Annotated in this window: 18 protein-coding genes; all 18 read right to left on the bottom strand. The window is 63.8% G+C overall.

Going from position 1 to position 23867, the window contains the following annotated elements; all coding sequences use genetic code 11:
* Positions 1-7: 7 nt before the first annotated feature.
* The 18 genes from traV to TBU01S_RS04460 all read right to left on the bottom strand — a co-directional run bounded on the left by traV (position 8) and on the right by TBU01S_RS04460 (position 23857).
* Entirely contained in the window at positions 8-595 is a 588-nt protein-coding gene (gene traV, locus TBU01S_RS04545) for a type IV conjugative transfer system lipoprotein TraV (RefSeq protein WP_068635449.1), read from the bottom strand.
* Positions 592-1395: a DsbC family protein gene (locus TBU01S_RS04540; protein ID WP_068635448.1), complete on the bottom strand. Its 804-nt coding sequence runs from the start codon at positions 1393-1395 to the stop codon at positions 592-594. Before TBU01S_RS04540 ends, traV begins: the two co-directional genes overlap by 4 nt.
* On the bottom strand, positions 1382-2749 hold the full coding sequence (locus TBU01S_RS04535; RefSeq protein ID WP_068635447.1) for a TraB/TrbI/VirB10 family type IV secretion system protein: 1368 nt from the start codon (positions 2747-2749) through the stop codon (positions 1382-1384). The genes TBU01S_RS04540 and TBU01S_RS04535 overlap by 14 nt, the downstream gene beginning before the upstream one ends.
* Positions 2746-3534, bottom strand: coding sequence for a type-F conjugative transfer system secretin TraK (locus TBU01S_RS04530; RefSeq protein WP_245650849.1), 789 nt, complete (start codon positions 3532-3534; stop codon positions 2746-2748). Before TBU01S_RS04530 ends, TBU01S_RS04535 begins: the two co-directional genes overlap by 4 nt.
* A 70-nt stretch (positions 3535-3604) precedes the next feature.
* Positions 3605-4171 carry a type IV conjugative transfer system protein TraE gene (gene traE, locus TBU01S_RS04525; RefSeq protein ID WP_068635445.1) on the bottom strand — a complete coding sequence of 189 codons (567 nt, stop codon included), beginning with the start codon at positions 4169-4171 and terminating at the stop codon, positions 3605-3607.
* 15 nt (positions 4172-4186) lie between these two features.
* Complete coding sequence (gene traL, locus TBU01S_RS04520) at positions 4187-4486, bottom strand: type IV conjugative transfer system protein TraL (RefSeq protein WP_068635444.1); 300 nt, start codon at positions 4484-4486, stop codon at positions 4187-4189.
* Between the two features lie 28 nt (positions 4487-4514).
* The gene (locus TBU01S_RS04515) at positions 4515-4865 is read right to left on the bottom strand and encodes a hypothetical protein (RefSeq protein ID WP_068635443.1); all 351 of its coding nucleotides are present in this window, start codon (positions 4863-4865) and stop codon (positions 4515-4517) included.
* A gap of 134 nt (positions 4866-4999) precedes the next feature.
* Complete coding sequence (locus tag TBU01S_RS04510; RefSeq protein ID WP_068635442.1) at positions 5000-5680, bottom strand: OmpA family protein; 681 nt, start codon at positions 5678-5680, stop codon at positions 5000-5002.
* Complete coding sequence (locus tag TBU01S_RS04505) at positions 5677-6213, bottom strand: lytic transglycosylase domain-containing protein (protein ID WP_083953463.1); 537 nt, start codon at positions 6211-6213, stop codon at positions 5677-5679. The genes TBU01S_RS04510 and TBU01S_RS04505 overlap by 4 nt, the downstream gene beginning before the upstream one ends.
* 189 nt (positions 6214-6402) lie before the next feature.
* A complete protein-coding gene (locus tag TBU01S_RS04500) occupies positions 6403-6900 on the bottom strand; it encodes a hypothetical protein (protein ID WP_068635441.1) in 498 nt (165 codons plus the stop codon).
* A 149-nt stretch (positions 6901-7049) separates the two neighbouring features.
* On the bottom strand, positions 7050-8183 hold the full coding sequence (mcrC, locus tag TBU01S_RS04495; protein WP_068635489.1) for a 5-methylcytosine-specific restriction endonuclease system specificity protein McrC: 1134 nt from the start codon (positions 8181-8183) through the stop codon (positions 7050-7052).
* Positions 8183-10408: an McrB family protein gene (locus TBU01S_RS04490; protein ID WP_068635440.1), complete on the bottom strand. Its 2226-nt coding sequence runs from the start codon at positions 10406-10408 to the stop codon at positions 8183-8185. Before TBU01S_RS04490 ends, mcrC begins: the two co-directional genes overlap by 1 nt.
* Before the next feature lie 13 nt (positions 10409-10421).
* The gene (locus TBU01S_RS04485; RefSeq protein ID WP_068635439.1) at positions 10422-11147 is read right to left on the bottom strand and encodes a hypothetical protein; all 726 of its coding nucleotides are present in this window, start codon (positions 11145-11147) and stop codon (positions 10422-10424) included.
* 4 nt (positions 11148-11151) lie between these two features.
* Positions 11152-13146, bottom strand: coding sequence for a BREX-3 system phosphatase PglZ (gene pglZ / locus TBU01S_RS04480; RefSeq protein ID WP_068635438.1), 1995 nt, complete (start codon positions 13144-13146; stop codon positions 11152-11154).
* Positions 13143-15971 carry a helicase-related protein gene (locus tag TBU01S_RS04475; protein ID WP_068635437.1) on the bottom strand — a complete coding sequence of 943 codons (2829 nt, stop codon included), beginning with the start codon at positions 15969-15971 and terminating at the stop codon, positions 13143-13145. Before TBU01S_RS04475 ends, pglZ begins: the two co-directional genes overlap by 4 nt.
* A complete protein-coding gene (locus TBU01S_RS04470) occupies positions 15971-18739 on the bottom strand; it encodes a DNA methyltransferase (RefSeq protein ID WP_068635436.1) in 2769 nt (922 codons plus the stop codon). Before TBU01S_RS04470 ends, TBU01S_RS04475 begins: the two co-directional genes overlap by 1 nt.
* 33 nt (positions 18740-18772) lie before the next feature.
* Entirely contained in the window at positions 18773-20122 is a 1350-nt protein-coding gene (locus TBU01S_RS04465; protein WP_068635435.1) for a hypothetical protein, read from the bottom strand.
* Between the two features lie 9 nt (positions 20123-20131).
* On the bottom strand, positions 20132-23857 hold the full coding sequence (locus tag TBU01S_RS04460) for a DUF6079 family protein (protein ID WP_068635434.1): 3726 nt from the start codon (positions 23855-23857) through the stop codon (positions 20132-20134).
* Positions 23858-23867: the final 10 nt, after the last annotated feature.

The raw sequence follows: 23867 nt of genomic DNA, 5'->3' as shown, positions 1-23867 counted from the left end.
GACGTCCTCACTGTGCGCGGCTGGCGCCGGGTCCGGTGATGGGCGGCCGCTGCAGCAAGCCCGGTGCGGCCGGCGAGTTGCCCCCGGGGTTCGCGTCGGTGGCGCCATCAGGCGCGGACTGGGGCGGCGGCTTCAATGGCGCATAGGCGTCGAGGATCTGGCGCTGCAGGTGGTCGATCAGCCATTGGCCATTGTCGACTTGCACATACACGTAGCCCTGGTCGTACAGGTCACCGTCCGCGTCTTCCCAGGGCTTGATCCACAGGCGCAGCACGCGGGCCTGGGAGCGCAGGGGGGCGGGCGTCACGCCGGGAACGGCATCGTCGGCGGCTGCGGACGATGCGGCGCGCATCGTCGCTAGAGGCGCCCGCTCGCCGGATTCCTCTTTCTGCACGGCGGGGGAGCGCCGCGCCCGCTGGCTGGGCAGGTTGTGCTGAAGGGCGTTGGCATAGGTGCCCGACACCGATTCGCAGGCGACCCCTTCGGGAGCCTTGCAGGCGTACTTCGAGTCGCCGCCCAGTCCCGACATGTTCATGCAGGCGCTCAGGGGGAGGAGCAGGCAGGCCGTGGCGATGCGCAGGACAAGGGCCTTCATGGTTGCCGCTCCGGGATGCCGGCCTGGGCGAGTCGTGCCTTCAGTACCGTGCGCCCCACCAAGCCTTCGGTACGCGTGCCATCTGCCCAGACCAGGGTGGGCGTGCCTTGCACGCCGAGGCGGCGGGCCAACTCCAAGTTGCGGGCGATGGGGTGCTCGCAGGTTGCGCCGGGGCTGAGGAGCGTCTCGTCGCCCTGGAGCATCAGGCGCTCCCAGGCCTGCTCACGATCGGCCGCGCACCACACCGCGATCGGTTTGGTCTCGCCCTGAAAGGGCACGAGGAAGGTGTAGACGGTGACGTTGTCGAGGCTCGCGAGCTCCGGCTCCAACTGCCTGCAGTAGGGGCAGTTGGGATCGCTGAAGACGGCGAGCCGGCGCTCGCCCTTGCCGTGCACCGTCTTGATCGCATCGGCGAGCGGCAACTGGTCGAAGGCAACCGGAGGGATTGGTGCTTGCACGCCGGCCGATTCGCCCGAGCTGCCGGTGCGCGCGGCCTGCGCCAGCTTCGGGCCGGTGAGGTCCCGCAGGGTATCGGTGTCGAACAGCCGGCCGAACAGGAAATAGCGCGGGGTGTTGGCCGAGACGTAGGCGACGTTGCCGTCCATCCAGACCTCAAAAAGGCCGGCCACCGGGGAGCGCGTGACCTCGGTGAAGCGCGTGCCGGGATGGGCCTTCTGCAAGGCGGCCAGGAGGCGGGATTCGTCGGACGTCGCGGCGTGCGCCGGCGGGAATGCGCCCGCGAACGCGGTGACCAGCGCGATCGCCGCGTAGCGGCCGCGCACGGCTTCAGTAGTTGCCATCGTCGGAGGTCTCCAGGTAGCGGGTTTCGGGAGCGGCGGGGAAGCGCGATGCCGGGGCGGCATTCGTGGCCATCGGCACGTCGATGCGCACGCCCTTGGTGATCACCACGTCGATCTCGCGGCCGGCATCGACCTCGATGACCGGGAAGGTGTTCTCGGCGAGCTTGATGTAGTACTGGGCCAGGCGGTCCAGCGCCTTGCCGACCCCGGTGCCGAGGCCGGCACGGTAGGCTTCGGCGCCGGTGGCGCTGGCGACAGTGCCGAGGGCTGAGGTGCTGTATTCGGTCGACGAGGTCGCCAGCCCCTGGCCGATGCCGCTCACCACGCCGGCCAGTAGCGCATTGGCGAGCATCTGGCCCTGCTTGGTGACCAGGCGCCCGCGCATGCCGACCTTGCCGTCCTCGCCATAGACGCTGCCCTGGATCTTCACTTCGAGGGTGGCGCCGTCGGGCCGCACGCAGGACAGGTTCTCGGTGCGCAGGTAGGCGCGCTCGGAGCTGATGTCGCCGTAGCCGGCCGCGATCACGAAGCAGTCGCGGTATTCGCCGCGGAAGCGGTTCGGCAGCACGCTGTTGTCCGAAAGGCGGATCAGCACCGGGTGGGGGTTGGCCTGGGACTGGCCGCCGGTGGGCGCATCGAGCCCGCCCAACAGGGTGCCGCGCGTGAAACTCACCGGCAGGAAGGTGGAGACGGTGGGCCTGGTCCGGGCACCCGGGCCCGATGCCGAGGCCGCTCCCGTGTTCAATGTTGCGCCGGGGCTTGTGCCGGACCGGGATCGATCGCCCAGGGAGATGCGGGTGATCGTGGGGACGGCCGGCGCGATCGCGGGTGTATCCACGTTCCCCGGGGCGCCAAGAGGCATCACGCCTGCCGATGATGCCTTGGGCAGCGGTGGCGCCGGCGGCAGGGATGTCGGCGGATCTGCCGGCTTGGGTGCAGGGGGCGCCGGTGTGGCGGCCGCCTGTTGGGCCGAGGTGAGCCGCTGTTCCAGCTCCGCGAAGCGCTGCAGGGTCTTCGCCTCGAAGGCCTGGCGGTCCTTGTTGAGCCGTGCTTGCTCCTCGCGCTCGGCTTCGTACTGGGCGAGCTTGCGTCCTGCCGTGCCGACCCATTGGTCCACCGGGTTGACCGGGCCGCCGGGCGGCATGACGCCTATGTTGGTGACGGTGCCGGGTTGCCCAGCGGCAGTGCGGGCCTCGCCGTTCCTGGCACTGGAGCCGGTGAAGGCGAAGATCAGCCAGAGGATGCCGACGCCGCCGGCGACGATGGTCCCCAGCATCGCGTACTGGCGCTGCTTGGGCGACAGGCGTTCCGCCAGGGCGCGCAGGGCGTGGGCGGGTTGGCGCGGCGCGTTCATCGCCCACCTCCGCGCCGGATCACGTAAACGCTGGTGCTCTCGCCGGGGCGCAGGTTGTGGTGCTCGATGGCGATTCCGGCGACCTCACCGCCGTCTCGGTCGAACTCCTGCTCCGCCAACACCATGGGTTCGGTGCCGACGTTCTGCAGCAGGAACTTCTCCCCGATGAGACCGCGCCCCTCGTACTGGCGTACCAACGAGAAGCGCACTTCCGTCCAAAGCTGGATCGTGCGGTGGGCTTCCTCCACCTGGACATCCGCCGGCACACGGTCCGTGGTCATCGCCACCAGCAGGGCCTTCATCGCCCGGATGGGATTCGGCGACGGCCCGGCCGCCGCCTGAGCCGCCCCCGTCGCCCTGAACGCCTTGGGCGTCTTGTCGCGGATGACGATGGTGTCGGCTGGCGTGTCGGCACGGCGCAACAGCAGCGTGTAGGTGGCGTCGGCCGACGAGACGAACAGGTTGACCGGCTTTGCCGAGTCGCCCACCGGGCGGATATAGACCTCGCCCTTGTCGCGGTCGCACTCCAGCACGATCTCGCCGCCCGGATTGATCGTCGGCAGGCCGGCCCCGGGCGCCGTGGTGCCGGGGTTCGTGGGCAGCGCCGGAGACGGGCCGCAGTTGCTCGACAGAATGTTGCCGAATACGTCGGTGATCGGCGCGTTCTCGATGCGGATGCGCGTCGGCTCCTTGATCGAGAGGATGGCTTCGACGGAAACGCCGTCGCTGGCCTCGACGAGCTGCAGGGCATGGACGGGCGCTGCCAGGATCACGGCGGCGACCATGGTAATCGCCGACAATGCCTGTCCAATGCGCTGCCGCGGCAGCGGTGTCGTGGCTGGACTACTTGCTGATCTATTTGCTCGCATAGGGCACCTCCTTGAAGGCTTTCAGGTGCATCCGCGCGCCGGCGTAGCTGAACTCGATCAGGTATGCCTTGAGCTCGTTGGCCGTCTCGAAGCCGTTGACCAGGGTGCGCAGGCGCCCGCGGATGACGACGCTCTGCGCCGCCTCGCTGGGGACGAGTTGCTGGGGCGCGAACACGGTGGCCGCGTTGATGCGCTTCAGGCGCTCGGCTTCCACATCCTGCCGCGTCTTGAGCGGGCCGTACTGCTCGGGCTCGACGTAGCCCAAGAGGACGTCCTTCTTCCAGTCGATCGACGCCGGCGTCACGTCGAGGATCAGCCAGGCGATGAAGCTGCCCATCTGCTCGAGGTATTCATGGCTGGCTTGGTCGCGGGTGACCCAGAAGGTCTGGTTGAGGGCAGGCGGCACAACGACCGTGCGTACCGTCCCCAACAGGTTGAGGATGACCACCAGGGCGAGAATCTGGCCGGCAGCCAGCACGCCGACCGCCAGGCCGAGCCCGCGATTGCGGCGCCGCATCTCCTTGATGTCGCCGTTGAGCCGTTCGAAGTCCATGGGCGCTCTCCGGGCTCAACCGACCATGCGGCGAAGGTGCGAGGGCGGTGTGGCGCGCATCGCGGTCAGGGGGCTCGCGGGCAGATGCCAGTACAACCAGTGGATGGCATAGGCCGGGTGCTTGTCTGCCTTCAGCCGCGAGATCCAGCGCGAGAGGAAGATGCCCGTCGCCAGGCAGATGGCGAAGGACATCCTCGTGCCGGACAGGTAACCGACGAAGAACATGAGAGCGACCGGCGCCGCGACATCGACGTCCCAGAAGCCGATCTTCCACTGGTCGTCCAGACGACGGGGAATGTAGGTGTCGGTGCGCATGCCGGTCTCCCGGGGCTAGAGGCCGGCGTCAGACCACCGCGCCCATGATCGCGCCGGCGATCACCAGGCCGACGGCGGCGAAGATCGCGAGGCCGACGTAGAACAGAACGGGACCGAAGTTGCGCAGCGCGGAGAGGGAAATCAGCGCGACGACGAAGCCTATGAAACCGACTAGCGCCTTGATCCCTGGCCCCAGATCGGCGAGCTGGGTCAGGGCCGAGGTGAGCGGCCCGGTGATGCCGGTGAAGGCGACTAGGTCCAGGGCGTAGCCGGGGAAGGCCGCGCCGAGGCCGAGCACGATCGCCGCGAGCAGCATCGCGACGGTTATCGGCTTGCGCGGGGAAACGCGGGGGGAAGCGACGAGTACTGCAGTGTTCATGAAAACCTCCGGGCAGGCATAGAGTGTTGAAAGGGGATAGGGGAGACGGGTGGGCGTAGGGGAGCGCCGGCGGGTGGGAGCGCGAGGGCTCGACGGGTGAAGGACTTCAAGGTCAGGGAACGAGCGGCATGGCGTCATGGCTGGTCCGTCTCGTCCATCTGGAAGACCACCTCGACCCGGCGGTTCTGCGCACGGCCGGCCAAGGTGTCGTTCGGTGCGATGAAGCAGCACGCGCCACGGGCCCGCAGGGTCAGCGTGGCGGCCAGCGCCGGGTGCGTCCTGCGAAGATGGTCGCGAACAGCGAGGGCGCGTGCCAGGGCGAGTTCCTGGTTGAACGCCAGCGGCCCCGTGCTATCGGTGCGGCCAATGATGGTGATGCGGCGCGCTCGGAGCAGGTCGCCCATGCTCCCGTCCAATCGGGAGCGCGCGGCGGGGCTCAGCTTCGCGCTGCCCAGGGCGAACTGCACAGTGATCGTGCGGGAGAGCTCGGCCTGCGTCGCCGGGGATGGCGGCACCGGGGCGGGTGCAACGGGTTCGGCCGGGGCACGCAAGGCAGCGGGATCGATTGGCTGCCTGGGCGCTTCGCTGGCCAGGGTCTTGGGCGTGCGCGTGGGGCAGGCCGGGGGCACGCACTGCGCGAACACGGCGTCGCGGCCGAAGTCGAGTTGGGCCAGCCGTGCGGGTGCCGTCGCGTGCCGTCCGGTTGCGGAATTGGCCGGCACCGGCGTCCGGAACAGGCTGCACGACGCTGCGACGGCCGTGCAGCAGCCGACAACCGCAAGCCAACCGGCGCGATGCAGAACGCGAGCCGTCATGGCGAGACCCTCACCGACATCAGGGCAGGGGGCGCCGCCGTCGAGACCGTCTGCGAACCCGAGCGTGCGCCGCGTTGCCGAGGCAGCTGGCGGTACACCCGCCAGGCGTAACTGGCGCGGGCCTCGACGCAGTCCTTGCCCTTGAGTCGCGAGCAGGCCGCGTTGTAGGCGCCGACGGCATCCCACGTCGCGCCCCGCCGCGAAAAGCTGTCGGCAAGCAGCCAGGCACCGACATGGATGTTGGTGCAGGGCTCGAAGAGATCGGCTTCCCGGATGCCGTGGCGCGACAGGGTCCGCAGGTGGCCGCTGTTGATCTGCATGAGCCCGATGTCGTAGGACCCGGTGCGCCGGAGGTGCGAGCGGTTGACCGCCCGGGGATTCAGGTTCGACTCGACGCGGGCAATGGCATAGAGCAGGTCGGCCGAGATGCCGTAGCGCTGGGCAGCCTCCTCCCAGCAGGCCTGCGCCCCGGTGGGTACGAGCACCAGGAAGGCGAAGGCAGCCAGGGCAGCAAGATGCGGCAGTCGACGCATGGATCACCTCTCCAAACGAAACCGGACCAGCCCGCAGGGAAGCCGGCAGCGAGGTCTGGGCCGTCGGCGGTGCGCAGACGGTCAGGGTCGGGTTCGGGTCGGTCCGGCGTCTGGCCGGGCGAGGTAAGCGAGCGGGTCAGGAACGGGTAGGTATGCCGATCAGGAACAACCGTTGAGGCGAGCGAAACCTCAACGGGGCGGCGCATCCCACCCGTGATGGGCTCTGTCGGCCATGTTGCGGCGCGCCTGCTGCAGAATGGCGGTACCTGACGGATCCGCTGTCCGGGACAGGGCGACGCAGGCCGTCGTCAGTTGGTCGAGTTGAAACTTGGGGTTGGGGTGTCGGTTGGCGGGGGAACGCTGCAGTTCCAGCAGCAACTGGTACTGCTGCCGCCACATCGATTCGCGGCGGCGCGGCGTCTGGGGCGAGCGAAGAATGAGTTCGGTCCCGAGAAATTGGAAGATGCTCGCAGACGCATCCTGGCGCGTGAAGACAAGCGAGACGCAGGAACTGATGAGATCCGGGAAGCGGAACGTCGGTGACACGTTCTTGTCGCTGCGCAGCAGGCCATAGAGCCAGTCGTGTTCCTCGAGCCACAGTCGCGTTTCGACGATGTCCTGCCGATCGATTCTTGGTGACTCAGACTTTGCCCTGTCCGGATATTCCTTCGGCGTAGCGATGAGCATGATGTTGACCTCGGGTCGATGGCTGTCGATCGCTGCTGCAATCGTATGGCTCGAAGAGTAGGTGTTGTCTGCTGAGGAGTCTCCCAGGAATGAGGGCCTTCTGAGGGGGTTTTCGGACTCAGCGCGAGGTCGATGACCGCGGTCGACCGTTACGAAAGAGCTTTCCATACCGGCGCGCACAGACTCAGCAGTCGTGCCCGGATGTCAGAAGGCGATGTCGCCAGGTCGACCGTCGCAAATCGGATGCTGTGCCCTTGGATCACGGCCGTTTGATCCACTTCTTCGCCGACCGACGGATGCAGAAGCAGGCCGCTCGCAGAATCAGCGAGGGCGTCACCGCGTCCCGTTTGTGATCGGAGGTAGGCATAGATTTGGTAGACGTAGCCGCTGCGAAGGGTTTCCTCGCGATACCAGCCACTCGTCACAATCGATGTGAACTTGGTGTCAATGACGATTCTGCGTTCGGAAGTCTTGTGTTCGAGAACCATGTCCGTCCGCATCGTCGGGAGGATCTTGTCGATGCCGTCCGTCTTCCGGTCGATTTGCCACGTCAACGTGCCTCCGCATTGCACGCACCAGCCCAGCGGGCTAAGGACGACGTCGTAGAACCCTCCGATGGCCTTCTCGAAGAGCCGTCGCACCCAAGTCACTTCGCGCTCAGGCAACGGGAGCACCTGGTTTCCGGCAGTCTCGGTCGGCAACGCCATGTCCATGGCGAGTTTGGCCGCAGCAACCATCATGCGGTCATCTGCATCGTCTCTGCCGAAGCGGTCGACGCTCATTTCGGCTCTGCCAGGTGCTTCTCCGGAGACGCCCATGGCCTTCATGCCAGTGGCAAGCGATCGGCAGCGATGCGCGATGTCCTGTCGCCGGACGATACGGCAAACCGATTCCAGGGCCGCACGCACGAATCGGTTGCGAGGCGTGTCAATGGTCAGTTCATCGAACTCGCATGCCACAAGGCCCCGCGATAGCAGTAGATGGCGTTCGGTTTGCAGGATGTCAATCCGGCCCCGAACGCGGTTCAACACTGCATCACGACGTCGATAACCCTGGCTTAGTTGCCGTCGTTGCCGCTTTTCCACCGAATGGGCAAGGATCTCGGCTACCAGATCGGGTAAGTCATCGGGACTATCTTCCAGGCCGACCAAGCCCGCACCACGCGCGCGAAACAGGTCCGACGCGTAGAGCATCAACAGCCAAAGATTCCGGACCGGTATTCGTCCGATATGGCCCGCTTCGGGCGATGGCTGGCCGGGCGTAGTCGTGGCCGCGAGAGACATCACCACCCCTGGATCAGGCGCTCGCAGGCCTTCTTCGCTTCACCTGGAGCATCGAACCAGTACTCTTCTAGCAAGGGACCGATCTCAGTCTCGACGACATCCTGAAACCACTGACGAGTTTCACCAACCTCCAAGGGATACGCTGGTGTGACGTAGCTGTGGCCGATGCGGAACTGCTTGCCCAGCCTGGCGTCAGCCGTGATCAGATCGTTGAGATCGCGGATCCGACGTTCGACATCCGCGGCTAGCGCGGGATCCACCGCTCTTTCCCCAACGACAAACTCCCGCCACGTGGATCCGAGGCGGGGCTCCAGGTCCACAAAAGCGAATCGACGCCTCAGCGCAAGGTCGACCAATGCCAGAGACCTGTCGGCGATGTTCATTGTGCCGATGACGTAGAGGTTCTCGGGAATGTGCACCGGACGACGTTTACCGTCCGGATCGGGGTAACAGAGCTCGAGTGCCTCGTTTGGCGTACGTTTCCCGGCTTCCAACAGGGTCAGCAGTTCACCGAAGATCTGCGCCGGGTTGCCGCGATTGATCTCCTCGATGACTACAACAAATCGCGCCGTTGAGTCCTTCGATGCTGCCTTGATGGCTTCCATGAAGACCCCGTCTACGAGGGATAGACGCCCGTCTCCCGTGGGACGCCAGCCTCTAACGAAGTCTTCGTAGGAAAGATTGGGGTGGAACTGGACAGCGCGCACCTTGCTTTCGTCACGCTGCCCCATCAGGGCAAACGCGAGCCGCTTGGCCAGCCAGGTCTTGCCCGTTCCCGGAGGCCCCTGAAGAATCAGGTTCTTCTTCGTACGTAATCGCTGCAGCAGGCGGTCGATCTCGGATCGATCCAGGAAGCAGCCATCGTTGAGAACGTCGTCCGCCGCGTAAGGGACGATCGGTACAGCGCTCTTTGCCGCGCCTTCGCCGAGGTCGTCTCCCGGATCGTCGCTTTCGGCGTCATCTCCCGGCTCTGTCCCCTCATCCTCAGCGGGCTCCGCTGTGGGGTCCTTGTACATCCAGGCTTCCAGCGATAGTTCCGGATAGGAGTGCACGGGGTACGACGCTTCTTGAAAGCGGGGCTCCAAGGCGTCCATGACGTCGAGGTAGTCCGCAGCGCTGCAGCGCCGCTTGGGCCCATGACGACCGATCGGCACGCTGAGCTTTTTGGTGACATAGACCTGCGAGTTGTGGTCAAGACTCGGGAATGCCCATGGTCTCGCCCAGTAGAGCCCGAACGTCAAATTCCATCCCACCCCTCGGCGGCCATTCGCGTCATCGAACGCGGCGGCGAACTCATCCTTCCCATCCTCGTTGTCTACATCTGCGAACTTGATGCCCGCCGCGAAGACGGCCCACAAGGAGTCGATATGGTCCGGATCCCGATTGTTTTCGCGTGGGAAGTACCAAGACTTCATGTTGTTGAGCAGAGGAATGCCCTCGAAGCTCTCTGGCACCGCTTCCTCGACGCCCAGGAATTTGGCGAGCTCGACCGCGACGATCTTGCGGTTGGAGTCCTTCATTCCCCGGTTGAAGATGCCCATCGCGGTGAAGGGACAGATATCCTTCACGAACCCCTTCGTGCCGTTCGCGTACTGGTCTTCGGCGAGATACCCCAGACCATCGACGCGCGATGCTATCTCCTGGATTCCTTTGACCAACGCTGATCGGTTGTGACGGAAGTCGAGCAACTTGTCTGCAACGGCTTCATAGAATTTCGTCCACCCGAAGCGGCGCTTATCGGGTGCGACTGATCCGAACCGCTCCTTCCAGTAGGGCGCGTTACGGAACCGATCGATGTCCTGGGGATTATCTTCAAAGGTGAAGGCGATCAGTCCATCGGTCATCCACTCGCCAGGTAGTACACGCCACACGGTGCCCCGGTGGGTGTAGAAGTACCACTCCCGGGCCGGTTCGACCTTCGTCCACTCCACACGCACATGGCGACCGTCGTTCAAATTCTCGGTGATGGTCCCGGTCGCCTTGATGGCCATCACGGACACCGACTGGCCACGGTTGTCGAAGGGCAAGCCGTGCTTACGTGTGTATGACGACTTGACCGCAATCCGGTCCCCCGGGCGCATCGACCGGACCACGTCGAGGTGCTTGTCCTCGTAGCCGTTTTCCCAGATGCCTTCGGACAGGAACCGAGGAAGCTGATCGTCAGTTCCTCCGAAGCTGGCTCCCACAAACCAGGTGGCCGCGACATGTTGCGACTCTTTATTCATTCACCCTCCCTAACTAAATGCTTGACCTCAGTGCCACGAACTGCTGGGTTGGTCCTTCCGACCGAACCTCCAATTCAGTGCTGTAGGAGATGACATAGGCCAGCGGGGGTTCGAAGGCGAAGGGATACAAAACAGCGGTGGACTGCAGGGTTGCCAGCGCGATGGCGCGGCCCTGGTAGCGCAGCGCCGCTTCGATCAGCCAGGAGACTCGTGCCGGATCCGTCAGTTGTATCGGTGCCAGCCGCTCGATTCGATTGCCTTTGGTGACCCGGCGTATGACTCCCCAGTCCACCTGTGTTTGAATAACGGCTCGGGTAGCGGTTTTGACGTTGCCGCGCTCCCCGTACAGCTCGCTCATGCGTCGGTGCACCTCGGGCATCGAGCAGTCACCTTGCATGGCGGTCAGACGGCCCGTGAACTCGGCAACCTTCCCGAAGTACGGGTAGGCTGCCAACGCGGCGCCCCACGCAAAGCAGGCGATGTCCTGACGGGAATTCGCTTCGGACCAAAGGCCGGCGCCGCGGCTTATGAACTCCTCAAGCTCGGATCGAGGTTCGAGCACCAAAGCGTTCAGTTTCGTCCGAGTCTTGATCTTGGCTTCTTTGCCGAGGCCGGCGGCGCCGAGCAGCGCATCCAGATCGCCCTGGTCGGCCAGCCCGTTTCGCACGCGCAGCGCGGCAGCTACCCAATCGAGCTGGATGAACCGATCGAAGCCAATTTGAGGGGCTATCGAAATCATACAGTCAACTCACATGACTCACGCTGACGAACGGCACCAAGAGTTCTTCGACCGAGATGCCACCGTGGACGACAGCCTGATCTCCCTGGAGCAGAAAGGCAGTCCGTCCGCCAGCGAATAGGGCCAAGAAGTTCGCCGGTAGTCCAGCGACATCGAGGCGGTAGGCGTTGGTCGTACTCGCCGCCGACTCCGCAGCCAGCGCTTCGTTTCGGTAAGTGCGAACCCGCTCGCCTCGCAACTCGGCCGCCACTCCCTGCTTCGGGCGGCCCTGTCCGACTGCATCCACGTTGCCGTGATCTGCCGTCAAGTAGACGTGGAAGCCCTTGCCGAGAAGTAGGTCCAGCAACCGCTCGACGAATCCGGTATCCACCCAGCTGGCGATCTGCGTGGCGACACCGCGCTTGCCAAGGACAGCGCCATGAACAATGTCGTCGACGGTGTCGACGACCAGGCCGACGACCTTCACATTCGGGCTGGCCAGCGCCGCTGTCAGCTCTTCCAAATGGTCATTGCGCTGCAGACCCTTGCGGTAGATGACCTCATTGGCACGCAGGCCCTGGTCCAGCCAGAAGCGAGACCATTGGGCTGGCTCCGCACTCGTCGTTTCGATGGAGTCGGGGAACTCGCGCGGCCTCATGCCCGAAAAGATGGCCTGCCGGGAAACGGAAGTCAGCGTCGGTGCCCACGCGAAGCAGGCGCCTTCGTCGAACCCCATCTTCGGCGCACGCTTGGCCAACGCCTCACGAATCTGTACCCACTGGTCGATCGCCAGTCCGTCGAACACCAGCAGGGCGATCCGGTCCTCGCCAGAGCTTCGGCGCATCGACAGGTAACGCGGGATGTGGTGAACCATGACCGGCGCCTTGGCCGCCGGCAGCGACGGCAGATCTGCGTAGTGCTTGCGAACCCACTGTTGCAGCGATTCGTCCGCTGCCACCTGCAGCTCGCTCATGGCCGGCTCCAGCGCCTGTGCGCGGGCCGAATCCAATGAATGAAAGCGTGCGATCAGCTCGCCAAGCTTGCGCGCCGTGCTCATCCAGTCGCGGAAAGACGACTCCAAGCCGGGTAAGGCCTGCCGGAGACCCTTAATCCCTTCCTCAACCAGATTGCGCAGCGCCAGCGGGTCTTGCACGATGCCGACCTTCGCCCAATCAGGAATCGCCGGCAGCGCACCCGACACCGACAAGGGATGCAACAGGCCTTCCAGAAACATCGAGTCGACGATGACCCGGACGTCCGGGTGCTCGAACGGAATTTCGGCGTTGCCCGCAAACTCGGCCGGAAGTGGCTCCCCGGTGCGTGTACCGGTGATGCCGCGTTCCGCCAAGTAGCGATACCAGGCGTCCTGCACGACTCGCAGCAAGGTCATCTTCGAGGCGAACAGTTCTTTCAGAGGCAGCGCCTTGAAAGCAGGGATATCGCTGAGTACCTGCGCCACATACTCGGCCAACACCGAGGGTAGCGCTGCATCCCGGTAATGCAATCGGAGTAACTCCCGCCAGATGTCTTCGGATCTTCCGATCAGGTGCGGGCTGAGCTTGAAGATGTGCGTCAGCACAAAGTCCTTGGTCGCGGACTCTCCCAAGGTCTGGGTGGCGTGGCGAGCCTGTGCGGCATACAGCGCATCATGGTGCTCCGGGTCGATCTGCCGAATCACCGAGTAGCTCAGTTTCGGGAACAGATCGGCCAGCGTCAGGCTTACCCGTCGCGCACGCTTCAGGTAGTCCCAAGGCAAGTTGCCGGTGTTCGTACTGCGCAGCTGAAGGATCAGCGCCTTCGCCGGGCCATCATCACCACTGTCCCAAGCGGCCCGATAGCGCCCTTCATACTCTGCCCGGAACGCTATCGAATCCTCGAAGGGCAGAAGGTCAAAACCACGCTCTCGCAGGCCGGCAAGAAGGCCCTCGTCGAGCAGCACGCCATCCGGATCCGCGGCGATCCACAGCCGCGACAGGTCAGCGGTGAACTCCTTCAGAATGCGATCGACCCAGGCGCTCATGCTTTGCTCTCCGCGCCTTCGATCGCACTGAACCTGAGCATCAGCACCGCGTTCAAGTCGGGTATGCAGGCTGCTGCGTCCTCCAGTGCCGCCATGCGCGCCTCGTGCTCGGCGTTCAGGCGCTTGCGGCGGTGCTCTCGCACCGCAGGCAGGCCGATGCGGCCGATCGCCTGTTGTCTGGACTCGAAGGCATAGCGCGTGCGTTCGCGCTCCTCGTTCAATCGGGTGCGGTGTTCATCGAGCAAGCTCGAAAATAGTCGCTCCCCTTGGTTTTTCGCAGCAGCCAGAGACGACTCGTACCGTTCGGCAGAACCCTCAGCCGCAAACGTGCCCCAGCACTCGACCCTTTCCGTCAGCAGCAGATCCCACACCCGCTTCGCGGTGGGCATGAAGGCACGGCCATCGTCGTTGACGAACACCGGCAAGAAGCGCCGGCGGTTGAAACCTGGCGCTGACAGGCTGACTTCCCAAAGCGACCAGATCCCCTTGACGGCGTCCGGCAGGCCATCCACTCGCACGCAGGGCAGGGGCTGTCCCGCCACCCAGCGCGGCAGTTCGCTGATGACGGCGCGTGCGCGCGGATCCTCCAGGGTAATCCACTCCAGGTCCGGCCGTTCCTCGGACGTCCGTGCGTCAAAGCAGGCCCGGGCCGACTCGCTGCCATCGGCCCACTTGATTCGCCAAGCATCTCCCTCGCGGATCGCGGCACCGCCGCGCGCAGGCAGACCGGCAGTCAGCGCGCGCTCAAGCCAGAACTGGGCAGGGTGATCCCGCCACTTGCGCGCATCGTCGGCCTCGAGCACATGGCCATCGCTCAACAGCTCGCCGGTCTTGCGCGCATCGACCACCTTTTCCCGTACTTGATCGATGACGGCATCGCACTCCTGCTCGATCGATGTCGGGTTCTGCAAGCCGTGCACGAACAACTCGTCGAAGAGCGGCTCTGCCTCGACGGAGTCCATCACGTCCGATGCCTTGTCCACGCCGAACTCTTCGGCGATGACGGCCAGCTTCTCTTCCAGCACCTGCCGGACTCGATGCTCGACGGTGTCTTCCAGCACGAAGTTGATGGCCCGAACCACATGCCGCTGCCCGATCCGGTCCACCCGGCCAATGCGCTGTTCCAGCCGCATCGGGTTCCACGGCATGTCGAAGTTCGCGATGACATGGCAGAATTGCAGGTTCAGACCTTCACCGCCCGCGTCGGTCGAGATGAGCACTCGCACATCGCGCGAGAAGGCCTGCTGCGCCTTGGCGCGGGCATCTAGATCCATGCCGCCATTGAGCAGCGCCACCGAGAAGCCCCGACTTTCGAGAAAGCCTGCCAGCATCGCTTGCGTGGGCACGAACTCGGTGAAGACCAGCACCTTGAGCGCCGGGTCGTTCTCTTCCTGCTGCAGCTTGTAGATCAGCTCCAGCAGCGCCTCGGCCTTGGCGTCGGTACCCTGCGCTTCGGTTTCGCGCGCCAGATCGAGCAGTAGATCGACCTCGGCCTTCTCCTGTGCCCAGCCGGCCGTTTGAACCGCGATGTCGGCTTGGGCTTGTCCGTCCAGCTCGGCCCACTCATCCCAGTCCGCTGTCTCAAAGAGATCGGATTGAGACTGCGGCGTGTCGAGAAGTGCCTGCCGCTTCTCCAGCGTGGCGCGGATGGCGGCGGTGCTGGAGGTGACGAGGCGCTGCATCAGGATCATCAGGAAGCCGATGTGGCGCTGCTTGGCGGCCAGGGCCTGGTTGTAGCCGTGGCGCACGTAGTCGGTGACAGCCTCGTACAGGCGCTGCTGGGCCGTGTGCCGTTCCTGCCAGGCAACCGGAAAGAGGCGCGTCATGCGCGGCTTGAAAAGCGGCTCGCCTTCGGCGTTGATGGCCAAGCGCTTCTCGGTGCGGATCACGTAGGGGCGTACGCGGTCGCGGCTCACACTGCCTTCGTCGGGGAAGGCCTCCCGGTCGAGCAACTGCATCAGGCGCAGGAACTGGTCGGTCTTGCCCTGGTGCGGCGTGGCCGACAACAGCAAGAGATAGGGCGAGGCTTCAGCCAGCGCGGCGCCCAGCTTGTACCGGGCCACCTGGTCGGTGCTGCCGCCCATGCGGTGGGATTCGTCGATGATGACCAGGTCCCACCCCGCGGAGATCAGGTCCTCGAAGCGCTCGCGGTTGTATTGGTTGAGCTGGTCCAGACTCCAGCCACGTCTCCCCTCGATCGGTTTCACCGAGTCGAGCGAGACAATTACCTGGTCGTGCATGCGCCAGAGGTTGTCCTCGTCGTTGCGCCAGGGCCGGAAGGCCACCAGCTCTGCCGGGTCGATGTACTGCAGCTTCTCATTGAAGTGCAGTCGCATTTCCGCCTGCCACTGGCGTACCAGCCCCTTGGGCGCCACCACCAGGATGCGCCGTGCCATGCCGCGCAGCTTCAACTCGCGCAACACCAGGCCGGCCTCGATCGTCTTGCCCAGCCCCACCTCGTCGGCCAACAGGTACCGCACGCGGTGGCTGCTCATCGCTCGGTTCAGTGCATAGAGCTGGTGCGGCAAAGGGACGACGCTGGACTGGATCGGCGCCAACAGCAGATCGTCCTCCTGCGCGTCGAGCAGCTTGGCGGCCGCTGACGTATGGAGGATGTGGTCCACTGACGGTGCCACGCTGTCCAGCGTTGCCAACTCGGCTGCGCGCGCGCGCACCACGGCGTCCTTGGCTGGCAACCAGACACGGTAGGCCAGCTCACCCCACATCTCCTGCCGGTCGATCACCCGGCAGGGTGTGGCATGGCGCTGGTGCCAGCACCACGTGCCGATGTCGTGCCCGGTGGTTGCGGGCTGCGCTTCTGCCATCAGGCACCTGCCTCCGCACGGGTCAGCGCCTGGTCGTACCAGAGCAGCAGCTTCTCGTCTTCCTGCAGCGCCTCTTCAGGGATCTTCTGGGCCACCTTGATGATGGTCTGGTAGTCCTTGTTGCCCCAAGCGGCCTTGAAGCCGGCGCGCAGCGCTTCCAGCCGGAACTCCTTCAGCTTGCGGCCGGTGGCACCTGCGTAGGCCTCGAACTCCTTCAGCAGCGCCTTCTCGCGCTTCTTCTCCAGGTCCTGCGCCTTGTTCGGGTCGGGCACATACCAGCGGTCTTGAGCCTTCGCATTCAGCCGAGGGTCGGACTTGTCTAGCCCCCGCAGATCCTTGTGATTGGTGGAGAGGTAGCTGTGAACCTGGCTCGGCACCTCGCCAGTGCCGTCGTACTTCAGGAAGTTGTTCTCCAGCAGCGCAGCCAATTCCGGCTTGGCCTCGTGCTTCTTCCAACCGGCGCCCAGTTGCGTGATGAACTCCGGGTGGATCTCCTGATAGGTGGAAGGCCGAGCCTTGAGAAAGTCGGCCAGCCAGTCGATGGCGCTTCGTTCGTCGCTGACGAACAGCTCCATCTGTGGCGCTTGCGTCACCTGGGCGCGCTTCTTGTCGTAGACGGCTGCTTGCTCTGGCAGGAATACCATTCCATCACGTTCCGGGAAGCGGCTGCGCAGCCCGCTCAGGAACTCGTCACTGGATAGCGGAACGGGCGCATCGTGGCGGACGAACCAGGCCACCAGGCGGTCGTAAATGCGGCGCGGGTCGCGCTCGACGATGAACTCCAACGCGCCATTCTTCACTTTCGTGACGGAGAGCTGCCCCAAGTGGGTCTGCACGAAATCCCAGGCCGATTCCGGCGTGGCGCCACGTTGGGCGAGGCGCTGCTCCAGCCCGCCGTTGGGCTTGTAGGCTGAAATCACCAGATCCTGCTTGACGGCGGTGGTGGATGTCACCTGGCGGTAGCTGCCTTGCACCTTATCCAGCGCCGTCACCTCAGCCACCACGAAGCCGGCCTGCTGCAAGGCGACCTGGATCGCGTTCCACACTGCCGCCTTGCTGTTGGAGAACACCACCGTCATCCAGCGCCCAGGTTTGAGCACGCGGTGGTATTCCGCGAAGCAGCGTTGCATCAGATGCTGGTAGTCCGGCAATGCCTTGTTCTTGAACCGGTCGATGATGGCTTCGGGTTGGGCATCGGTGGCCACGCCATGCCATGACTCGACCAGGAAGTTCAGGTCGGCGTAGTAGATGTTCTCGCCGAAGGGCGGGTCGGTGAAGACGTAGTCGATGGACGCGTCTGGCAGCGGCAAACGCGTTGCCGTGCCGGTGTTGACAACAGCATTGCCTTGCGTTGCCCGGTATGCCTGGAAGGCTTTCGTGAGGCGATCGAGCTTTCCGCCAAGGTTGTAGGACGGGCTGCACTCAGCGTGCTGTGATGCCACGTAGTAGACGCCGTTGAGTGCACGGTTCACTTGCGAGAAGTGCGAGGGACTATATCGATTGAGAACCGAAAAGCCCCAGATCGCCTGCTCAACCATGAACAACAGGAAGGCCCGGATTCGCGCATCCGGATGCGCACGAGCCTTTTCCCAAAGCTTGCCTATGGCCTGCGCCGCGCGGGGAAGGAAGAAGTGGTGGACGTGCGTGATCCCTGCATAGTCCATGCGCGCCCGCTCGTGCGTCATGTGCATGGGCGGTATTTCGATGGTCGGCACCTGGGATGGCAAAGGCAGTGACTCGATACGCTGGAGCACCGCCAAGTCGTCAGCGGTCGGTTTTTTCTCGTAGCGGGTTTTGCCGACGGTATAGGAGATCAGCGTTGCCGCACGCTTGGGTACCTGGATCGTCTTGCCTGTGCTCGGGTCGCGCTTTGTCGTATACAGCCGGTCGAGTCGAGACTTGGTGAGCTCGGCTCCACAGTGCGGACAGGGGAAGGCATCTTTGATCCGCTTGGACTCGTCGTCCAGCGCTTCCTCGGTAAAGTTCACTTCGCCGGCACACTCGGGGCAGCTGTAGAGCTGACTCCAGGCGGTGAACTCGATGCGCCCCTTGGTTTTGCCGTCGGTGTGTAGGGTCTCGTACATCCAGCCGATGTCTTGCTCGACCGACTTGAGCAATTGTTTGCCGGCCTGTGCGAAGGTATCCACGTCGAACGGCAGGTTGTAGTTGGCGCCGATGAAGGTGGCCGCGGGCGACAGGTCATTGAGCACCACACGCCGTGCGCCCCATTGCGGCGCCGGTCGGCCTACTTTCTTCCACGCCAGCTCGATTTCGTGCCGATAAGTGGCCGGTGCCGTACCGCACCACTGGGCCGCTACGCCCGTCATGCCTGAACCTGCGAAGCCATCCAGCACGACGTCACCCGGCTTCGTGTAGTGCAGGATGGACGGCACGATAGCGAGGTGTGGCACCTTGGTGTGATAGGAGTGCGCCTTGTAGATCGCGTCGGTCTTGCCGACCGACACGTCGATCGCCGACGGTTCGCGGCTGTACTTGTCCTGCGGGTCGTATGGTTTGCCGTAGTGCTTGACGAAATCCGCCAACCACGGATTGGGGCAGGCGGTGTAGTACGGCGGATCGGACATGGTGAGGATGGCCTCGTCCGTTCCCTTCGGGAAACCGTCCTGCTTGCGGAAGGCTGGATCCTTGAGCTTCTCGGCCAGCAGCTTCAGGAAGTGCTCACGTCGGGCCTGGTCGCTTGGGAACTTCAGCCCGAGGCACTCGACTGGGCCGGTGTTTTGTTCTTGGTGTTGGAGGAGATCATTCATCGGGGCATTCCCAAGATCAGTTGTCTGAGAAGGTCAGGCGGCAGCCAGTTTGGCGCGGATGCCTGGGTAGGAATAATGGGCATCAACCTTGCCACCGTGCTGCGCGGTCATCTCGTCGACGAAGCGCTGCCAATCGGGCCGGGTTTGCTCGAGAAGCCCCTGGGTAAGCCTGAACACCTCAGCGAGTACATCTGGCGAACCAGATGCGTAGGAGATCTGGCTATTGCCCAGAACCGCGTCTAGGCAGGTCTTGATGTCCTCTGCCGTGAAGAACGCCGCTAGCGGGACAATGAGGGCTTGGCCCTGCTGCTCTGCCGTTCGATAGTTGCCTGCCGACGCATAGATGGCGATGGCCTTGCTCACGAACTCCTTGCGTGGCGTGTCCGAGATCAGCTCGATCTGCCCGTTCTGATCCAAGCCCGAGAATTTGGCCAACAGAAAATCGGCCAGATCCGGGACCGCGAATGCGTCGAATGCCATGAAGGACTTGAGGGTCGGAACGTCAGCGTTCTCTAGGAGCCGCGTCACGCGCAAGCGCACTGGCTCGGAGAGCCACGCCCACATCCGAGGTTCGGCTCCGAGGTGCACACACAGATGGAGGAGATTGGCATCGTCGACTCCGTCGAAGAATGTCGCCACCAAGGGCCGGCCTACCTCCTCGAAAATTGCCGTTTTGGATGTGGCGACTTCGCTGAGCGTCCATGCAAGCTGCCGGCGCTTCGCTAGGAACTCCTGCGCATCCGACAAGAACAAGGCCTTAAGTAGCACCTTGACCAAGTTCGACACCAAGGCATCCTTGGCTCGGTTTAGGTACTTCGCAGCGACATAGGTGCCGATACCTTCGCGAGTCACTGGGTAAGACGGGCTGAGGATGTCGACCCGAATGCGGTTGAGCGCGCTCTTGCCCTGTAACGGCGCATGTACCAGCAGGCATTGCAGTGCGTGAACCAGGTGGGAGCGGACCAAGTCCGGCGCCGGTTGGAACAGCTCGTCTTCTGTGATGAAGGCTGGGTGCGCGCAGAGGTTGCGGTCAGACTGAATGCGCGCCAGGACTTCTAACTCGTGCTGCGTCGTCAGTTGGAGCTCGGTTCGTGCTGTGGTGAGCAGATCTCGCTCGATGGCCTGCATCTGGGCCACATTCTTACGTTCGATGGCTGCATCGAGCGTAGCCACGAACGCGGCCGCTGCCGGGTCGCCTTGAGCTGCCAATTCACGTGCCTTAGAGAAGACGTCGTAAACCACAGCAATCCAGACGGACATGATGGCGGATCGCAGAGCACCACCCCGGTAGGCGGTGATGGCTTCGAGAATGAGGCGGCGCGATTCGCGATCACGTACCGCCAGCGCCAGTACGTCAATATCGGTAACTCCGTGGGCTGACATGACTACACCTCACTCAACCACAAAGCGGAGCTTGCTGGCATCCTTACCTTTGCTGTGCTCGCGCAGGAATGCCTCGAAGCGGTCTCGCAGCTCCTCGGGCTTCGCGGGGGATCCGCCGCGCAGCAGGGCCGCCTTGATGTCGTCTCCTGTGAGGCGAACTTTTTCAAGCCCAGAAAGCGCCTCCTGAACGGCGCTGACGAAGTCGGGCGGCACCGGATCCGGCAGCTTCTTCGATGCAATGAACTGCTTGATCAGTTCTCGGGCCGATGACTTCAGCAAATCAAAGTTGGCCTGGATGGTCGGATCATCGAGGTTGTCGAGCAGCGTTTGCTGCCAGCCGTCAAGCAAGCGGTCCAGTTCGTCGTCGAGCGCCTTGAGTACGTTGGCCGCTGGCAGTAAGTCCCCTTGCTCGTTGGCGGGACGGAAGTTGCAGTGCGGGCAGTACGGACTGGCGGCGAGGTCCGCTTCGACCAGTGACGCGCAGCTCTTGAGCTTGTCGAGCTTGTCGTCGAAGGTCGTGAGCTGGGTGGTGGGCATCAATGAGATGCCGGCCAGCGCCCGCATGGAAGCGAGGCGCGGATCCTTACGAAGCGCTGACTTGGTCTTGTCCTCGGCTACACCCAGCCGTGCCTTGCTGTGCTGGGCGATGTACGCGGCCAAGTAATCCTTCTTGAGCCGCTCCAGTGCCTTGCGGTATTCACCAGCATGCTGCGCGCTGCGGTCCGTGGCCAGCTTATCCAGGATGTCTTTGCGCGTGGCCTGGGCCTGTTTGACCCAGGGGTGGTCCGAGGCCAACACCAGCTCGGCTGACGACAGGTAGCCAGCCGTTGCGCCCAGCTCGGCGACGAGTTCCTGCAGACGCTCGACGGATGCCAGTACCTCCAGGTTCTTCTTCTGCGCGTCGATGTCGTCCGAGCCGATGCGCAGATTCTTCAGCTTGCCCACCGTGTTGTACGGGGTGAGGCTCTCGGTGAAGGTCTTGAGCTGTTCCAGCCGCATGCGCCAGTCTCGGATCTCGTCATCCGTGAGCAGCGGCTTTCCCCAGAAGCTGAGCTTGCCTTGCAGGTCGGTGCCCGCGGTCAGCACTCGCCCGACCAGCTTGGCCACGGCCTCCAGCAATTGCTTGACCGGCTCTTCCGAACCCTGCGTGGCCAGCTGGGCAAGCCCTGGCGACAAGCCCAGCAACTCGAAGAGCGAGCGCAGGACGGCGACGTTGATCTCCTTCGGGGCTTCTACATGCTTGAACGACTTCAGCTCGTCCAGGCTGCGTTCAGCCAGCTGGGTGATCTTCCCGGAGTCGATCTTGTCGCCGGTGATGGCTAAGACGACGTCGCCCGAGTACACCAAGCCCCCGAGCACAGCAACCAGAAGGTCAGGCTCCAGTCGGAATTTGATCGGATGGAAGTACTCGACGTCGGTCGCACCACTCAGGAGCTCGCTGCGGTTGAGCACTTGGCCGTGCCCCTTGGCCTTAAGGCGAGCCAGCACCTCCTGGGCATAACGAGACCGTCCCGCCTCGATGCGGTCGCCGTCAAGCATTTCCAGGGCATCCAAAACGGCGGTGGCGTCTTTGGTTCGGGTGCCGCCGGCCAGGGCCTTCAGTGTGTTGCCTACCAGTTGCTTGCGGTTGGACTCAGTTACCAGCACCGAGAACACCGGGTAGTCGGGGGCGACGTCGGCGAAGTGCTGATTGAGCGCCAGGCCGGCGATGACGTTGACGATGTCGCGGAAGTTGGCGCGCTCGTCGGCGCCCAGACGCAGCTTGTCCCGGATGGAGACGCCCTTGGTCCCCTCCTGCAGCGTTTTGGTCTTGCCCTGGTACGTGACTTCGTAGGCGGTCATCTGCTTGTCCTGCAGCCACTTGCTCATCTCGCGCAGGGCATCCTTAGCTCTGTCGAGATAGATGGCCTTGGCGCCACCACTGGCGGTGGACGCAAGGTCCTGGGCGGCGGCGTAGAACGACAGGTGCCGTTTGATCGCGTCGTCCAGACCCTTGAGGCGGAGGAAGACTTCGTCGGCCTTGTTCTCATCTCGAAAGCGCGGCGGCTCGAACGGCTGGATGAAGTAGACGTAGAAGTCGCGCTCGGGCTGGGCGGTCGGGCGGTCGTTAGGGGCGCCGAAGAACAGGTAGCCATTGCGGTCCACGCGATGTTCCTGCCACTCGATCTGGTACTGCCAAATCTGATGGCCGGTGACGTAGGTGCTCTCGTCAGTGCGCTCCATCAGCTGCTTGATGGCGCCGTAGTAGGCGCGGTCCAGCGCGTCGTCGGACAGGGCTTCTGCGCGTTTTTCGATCTGGGCGTCGTAGTCGACGTCTTTCTTGAGGTCGAGGTAGTACTGTTCGGTGTCGGGCGCCTTGGAAATGAACTGGCCGTTGACCGTCTTGACGATCTCGCGCAGGGTCGTCTGGACCGCAGTGAGCAGATCGTCCGCCGGATCGCCACCCATCTCTTCGATACCTGGCTGGTACAGGCACAACGTGTCGCGCAGCTCGACGGCCGTCGGCCCGACCGGTACGTAGATGTCACCCCCGGTGGTGAGCCGATGCACGGACAAGCCGTTGATGACGCGAGTCGCCATCGCCTTGTAGGTTGGGCGGGAGAAGGCCTTCTGGACCCGCTCGGACAGCACCTCGGAAACCTTCAGCACGGGGCCGATGCTGGGATCCGAGCGCAAGACCGAGTTGGAAGTGACGGTCTCCCAGAATTTGTCGTAGCCGATCAGGCCGGGCCGATCCTCGGGCACGTCGGTGTTGAGAATCGCCTGAATCTGGTCGCGCAAGGTGACCAGTGCGCCCCGCTTTTCGGTAAACACCAGTCGCTCGAAGGTGCCGATGTACTCCGGGTGGACGGGAAACAGGCGCACGTACTCGTCCATGCGCTCGTTCATCGCGCTGTAGAACTTGGCGAACTTGGTGAGATAGGTGCTGATGCGGTTCTGCTGGTCAGCGGTCTTTTTCAGCAGCCGCTCTGCCACGACGAAGCTGACGTCTTGGCGGGCAAGCAGCACCTGCGTAAAGCGGTCTTTCACGCGGCGCAGACTGTCGGCGACATGTTGGAAGCGGCTGCTGTCGAAGATGGCTTCCTGCACGCCGGCCACGAAACGGAAGCGCAAGTGCTTGGTGACCTCGCCGATCTCGCGCAGGAACGACAGATCGAGGACAAGATCATGGTCCTTGCGCGAGCGCAGGTACTCCAGGAACTCATCCACCACGAGCAGGACCCCGTGGTTGGGGTGGACTTCGGCGAAGGCGGCCATCATCTCCTCGAAAGCCGCCTTGTTGTTCACCACCTTGTCGGCAGGCGGGAAGGTGTAGCTGACGCCGTGCTTGTCGAGGAAGAGCTCGAGCTGCTGGGTGATGATGTCCCGCAACGACATCTGGCTGGAGATCTCGATGCGATGCACCTTGAATTTGCCAGCGATCGCCGTAGCCGCTTCGGCGACCTTGGGGTGGCGGATCATCTCCTGGTACCCGGCATCCTCGGCCACGAGGGAAATGACCGACATCAGGTGCGACTTACCAGTGCCGTAGTTGCCGACCACCAGCAGGCCCTTGTGGTCAACGGACTCATCGAATGAGAGCTGGGGGATCATCAGCTTGGCGATCCGCTCGGCCATGTCATCCGAGATGACGTAGGTCGCGACGAGCTTCTTCGCCTCGTCCGGCCGGTTGGCGTCGAGCAGCTGAATGACCGATTCGATCGGTTCGAATTGAATGAGATCGCCGTAGCGCATGCGTTCCTTT

This window comes from Thauera butanivorans NBRC 103042 (genome assembly GCF_001591165.1).
In the GTDB taxonomy this organism is placed as follows: domain Bacteria; phylum Pseudomonadota; class Gammaproteobacteria; order Burkholderiales; family Rhodocyclaceae; genus Thauera; species Thauera butanivorans.
Note: the sequence above shows the minus strand (reverse complement) of the source record. Positions and strands in the feature narration are given on the sequence as shown.